The organism is Chitinophaga sp., assembly GCF_035761305.1.
Taxonomy (GTDB): domain Bacteria; phylum Bacteroidota; class Bacteroidia; order Chitinophagales; family Chitinophagaceae; genus Chitinophaga.
In genome coordinates, this window is record NZ_DASTRI010000167.1 from 1 (window position 1) to 4904 (window position 4904).

General features: G+C 53.0%; 4 protein-coding genes. All 4 read right to left on the bottom strand.

Annotation, left to right across the window (positions count from 1 at the left end):
- Window positions 1–566, bottom strand: a 566-nt coding sequence (locus tag VFS25_RS14340) for a nucleotidyltransferase family protein (RefSeq protein WP_326462845.1), incomplete at its 3' end; no start/stop codon positions are given.
- Window positions 567–582: 16 nt separating this feature from the next.
- Window positions 583–1737, bottom strand: coding sequence for an XdhC/CoxI family protein (locus VFS25_RS14345; RefSeq protein WP_326462846.1), 1155 nt, complete (start codon window positions 1735–1737; stop codon window positions 583–585).
- Window positions 1738–1881: 144 nt separating this feature from the next.
- On the bottom strand, window positions 1882–4038 hold the full coding sequence (locus tag VFS25_RS14350) for a xanthine dehydrogenase family protein molybdopterin-binding subunit (RefSeq protein WP_326462847.1): 2157 nt from the start codon (window positions 4036–4038) through the stop codon (window positions 1882–1884).
- Complete coding sequence (locus VFS25_RS14355) at window positions 4035–4499, bottom strand: (2Fe-2S)-binding protein (protein WP_326462848.1); 465 nt, start codon at window positions 4497–4499, stop codon at window positions 4035–4037. Before VFS25_RS14355 ends, VFS25_RS14350 begins: the two co-directional genes overlap by 4 nt.
- Window positions 4500–4904: the final 405 nt, after the last annotated feature.

Sequence of the window (4904 nt, forward strand, 5' to 3'; positions counted from 1 at the left end):
TCATAATCCTCCTTCGTATCTACATCCACCTCTCCCGGTGGAAACGGTATGGCGGCGGTTTCATGCTCATACTGGTATAACAGCTTTTTAGCGCCTTCCTGGCCGCTGAGGGACTGCAGCTGGGGAAAAAAGGCTTTGTCGAACAATACCGGCACGCCCATGGTGTTACTGTAATAGCTGGCTACAATACCCTTGCCGGTGTCCAGCTTTTGCTGCATCAGCTGCTGCAGGTGGGCAGTGGTTACGTGGGGCTGATCGCATACCATCAGGATTACGCCGGTAGACAGCGGCGCTTTTTCCTGCAGGGCCAGCATGCCGCAGCGGATAGACGAGCCGATGCCGGATGCCCAGTCGGGGTTTTTGATCATGGTAATGCGCTCTTTGGGAATTTCCGGGGATATCACCATGGCATGTGCGCCCAGCACTACGATCACGGGCGTGCATTCCGTGCTCAAAGCGGTATGGATGGCGCGCTGCAGCAGGGTTTGCCCCTGGTACAGCAGCTGCTGCTTGGGAGATCCCATGCGGGTAGATGCGCCCGCCGCCAGTATAATGATGCCTGTCATAATACAAATCTACAGGTTAATGCAGTACTGCTGCCCCGCCATGCTGCGAAGCATGGATAGGCGCATCCTTATCGCGCAGGGGCGTGCCGACGCGGGCGGACAGTACCGCTTTGATCTCTGCCATTACAGACAGCGCTATTTCTTCTGCGCCTTCCGCGCCAATATCCAGCCCTGTAGGGCCGTACACCTTCTGCAGCTGTTCCGGGGTGATGGTCATACCTGCGGCGCGCAGCTCTTCCAGCATGCGGTCCAGCTTTTTTTTAGGGCCCAGGGAGCCAATGTAAGGCAGCTGCATGGGCAGCAGCTGGCGCAGCATGGCCAGGTCGTAGTTATAATTATGCGTCATGAGCACCACGGCGGTGCGGCTGTCTATTATCAGCCGGGATAATGCCTGGTCTGGTTTAGACACCAGTACCCTGCCGGCCTGCGGAAAACGCCGGGGGGTGGCGTAGGCCGGGCGGCCGTCTACTACCGTGGTTTCCCAGCCCAATACATTGGCCAGCGCGGTTAAGGGAATAGCATCATTGCCGGCCCCGAATATCAGCAGCGCCGGCGCGGGCTGCACCACTTCTATGAATGCGGTAAAGGCGCGGGCGCCGGTATATTCGCGGGTAACGTGCAGCTGGGTGCGCAGAACTTCACGGGCATCATTCAGCAGGGTATTACCCGGCCACTCCATGTTATTCAAAAAAGCATTCTGCTGCACGCTGTCTGCTGTTAACAGCATTACAGTACCGGGTTGTATGCCCTTTTTATCTTCCAGCGAAAACAGGGTAACCAGCACGGCCGTTTGCCGTTGCTGCAGGCAGGCTTTTAACAGCTGAATGGGATGGTTAACAGCTGCGGGCACCACCGGCTCTATGAGTATGTGGATAATGCCGTTGCAGCCTAATTGTACACCCAGCTTGGCGTCGTCTTCATCGGTAGTATCGTAGGTAACCAGCATGGCCTGCTGGCGGAACATTACCTGCCGGGCTTTGCGCAGGGCGTCGCCTTCGAGGCAGCCGCCGCTGATGGCGCCCGTCAGCTGCCCGTCTTCGGTTATCAGCATGCGCGCGCCGGGGCGGCGGTACGCCGATCCCTCTACCAGCACCACAGTGGCCAGCGCGGTTTGTTTTCCTTCCTGCTGTGCCTTCTCAAATGCAGCTACAATATCTTTGATGTCTTTCATCCATTCCAATATAATTAATAATTAATAATTAAGAATGAAGAATTAATAATAACTGGAAATGCATGTTTTATTCGATCTTTCCGACAAAACACCATCCATTAATTATTAATTCTTCATTATTCATTATTCATTATTCATTATTCATTAAACTTCGCTCTGTTTCTGCACTGAAAATACAGCGGCGCTGTTCATAAATGGCTGTGATCTGAACCGGTGGCCGGTGGCGGCAAATAAGGCGTTAGCTACTGCGGCGCTTACGGGCGGCAGGCCGGGTTCGCCCAAACCGGTAGGTTTTTCATTATTCTGAATGAAAGCAATTTCAACGGGCGGCGCTTCGCGCATGCGTATGAGGCGGTAGTGATCGTAGTTGGTTTGGTCGGGCTTGCCTTTGGTAAGGGTCAGCTCTCCGAACATGGCATGGCCCAGGCCATCGATCATGGCGCCTTCTACCTGGGTTTCCGCGCCGCTGCGGTTCACCACTGTGCCGCAGTCTACGGCGCAGTAGATCTTGTTAACTTTCCATTGCCCGTTTACGTTAGTCACCTCCGCCACCTGCGCTACATAGGTGCTAAAGGAAAAGTGTGCGCCAATGCCCTGGTACACGCCGGGTTTGGGCTGGCCCCAGTTAGCCATCTGCGCTACTTTTTTGATTACGCCGGCATATCGGTCCACATCATAATCTACCTTGCCTGCCGGCTGTGTGCGGGCCAGCTCCAGCAGCTCCAGGCGAAAAGCTACGGGGTCTTTGCCAACGCCGTGCGCTATTTCATCCAGGAACGACTCTTCTGCAAACGCAATGTAATTATGTATGGGGGCGCGCCAGGGGCCGGTAGTAACCGGCGATTTATATTCATGCGTGTCTACCTGCAGGTTGGGCACTGCGCCGGCAGGAAAGTTATTTTCACGGGCGGTGTTGCCGGTTACGCCCACCGAGTGGTGATGCCAGGCTACGAGCTTACCGTTGCTGTCGGTAGCAGCTTTGTATTTGTATAAGGCCATAGGGCGATAGTAACCGCCGCCCATATCTTCCTCCCTTCTCCATATCACGTTCACGGGCGCTTTGGCCAGCTGCGATACGGCAACGGCCTCCTCTGCAAAGTCGGTTGATAGCCTGCGTCCAAAACCGCCGCCAATGCGGGTCATGCCTACCTTAATATTTTCCTTGGGTATTTTCAGCTTTTCCGCAATGGCGTTGCGCACCCTGTCCGGCAGCTGGGTTGGGCCATACAGCTCTACGCTGTTGGGTTTTACATCCGCAAAAAAGTTCATGGGCTCCATGGTGTTATGCGGAATGAAAGGACATTCAAACGTTGCCTCAAATATTTTTGCGCCGGATGCCAGCGCTTTTTTCACGTTGCCGTCTTTCCGTTTGGACTCCTTAGGCAGCTGCTGCAATATTTTGTTGAAGTTTGCTTTGTAGTCGGCGGTGCTTTCCAAGGTGCCATCATCTTTCCACACGGCTTTCACTGCTTTGGCGGCCTGCATCACTTCCCAGGTGCTGCGGCCCAGCACCGCTATCTTATCGTCAAAGCTTACAATATCCTTTACGCCGCTGTATTTGCGGGCGACAGCATCGTCAAAAGATACCAGCTTTTGCCCGAATGCAGGCGGGCGGATAACGCTGGCGTACAGCATGCCTTCGCGTTTGGTATCTATCCCGTATTGCTGTTTGCCGGTAACAATGGCTTTGGTATCGCAGTTGCCAACGCGGGTACCGATGATCCTGAATTGCTCCGGATCTTTCAGCTGCACATTTTCAGGTACCGGCATGGTGGCGGCTTTTTCTACCAGCTCGCCATAGGCAATTTTTTTACCGCTGCTTTTATGGTGCACCATACCGGCTTCGGTGGTGCAGGCGGCAGGGTCTACCTTCCATTGAAGGGCAGCTGCGTTCACCAGCATTTGCCGGCCGGTGGCGCCTGCCTGGCGGAAAGGCTCCCAGCTGCTGCGTACCGATCCGCTGCCGCCGGCTACCTGCCGTTTATACTTATCCGTATCAAGCGGGGCCTGTTCTATGCGCACATTTTTCCAGTCTATATCCAGCTCCTCAGCTACTATCATGGGCAATGATGTTTTAACCCCCTGCCCTATTTCGGGGTTGGGCGCCATAATGGTCACCAGACCGTCGGCGCCTATTTTAATATAGGCGTTGAGGGTTTGCATCACTTCCGGCCCATTACTACCGGAAGGACTACACGCAGCCAGCCATTCCATGCCCAGTACCAGCCCTCCGCCGGCAGTAATGCCGATCTTGAGGAAATGTCTTCTGTTGATGTTTTTGTTGATGGTGGATGTATTCATGACTGACCTCCTTTTGCTGCCATGTGAATGGCTTTTTTAATACGGTTATAGGTTCCGCAACGGCATATGTTGCCCGACATCATGTTATCTATCTCCTCATCGGTAGGATGCGGTTTGTCTTTCAGGAGAGCGGCGGCGCTCATAACCTGTCCGGCCTGGCAGTAACCGCATTGCGGCACATCGGCTTCTTCCCATGCTTTTTGTACGGGATGATCCCCGTTTTCAGACAGTCCTTCGATGGTAACTACTTTTTGTTTGCCCACTGATGATACCGGTATGGAGCAGGAGCGTACAGCAGTGCCATCCAGGTGCACGGTGCAGGCGCCGCATTGTGCAATGCCGCATCCGAACTTGGTGCCGGTTAACCCTGCAAAGTCGCGGATTACCCATAGCAGGGGCATCTGCGGGTCCACGTCTACCTTGTAGTCCGTGTTATTGATGGTTAAATTAAAAACAGCCATAACGATGCTATAAGAGAGGTTTAAAGATCTTACATCAATGATAACGTGCTAAATGCTGTAGAAATATAGCACAATATTTTGCACGGGGAAAGCAAAAATACATTGATGGTAAAACAGGTGGAGCTATTTAATTAGATAGGAATATGGAGAGCATGTAAATGCAAAATATCAAATGTAAAATGCAAAATGTAAAAGCGGGCGAAGAACCAATGCCAGTCAGTGTTTCACCGCCCCTTACTTTTACATTTTACATTGGGTGTTTTACATTTCAGGTTTTACCCGCATCGTTATATACTACAATAGCATACGCTATGCATTTGAACCGCCGTCAATGGTAATGGCGGTGCCATTAAAGGAGCGGCCTTCTGCGCTGGCCAGCAATGCTACAAAAGACGCAATGTCTGC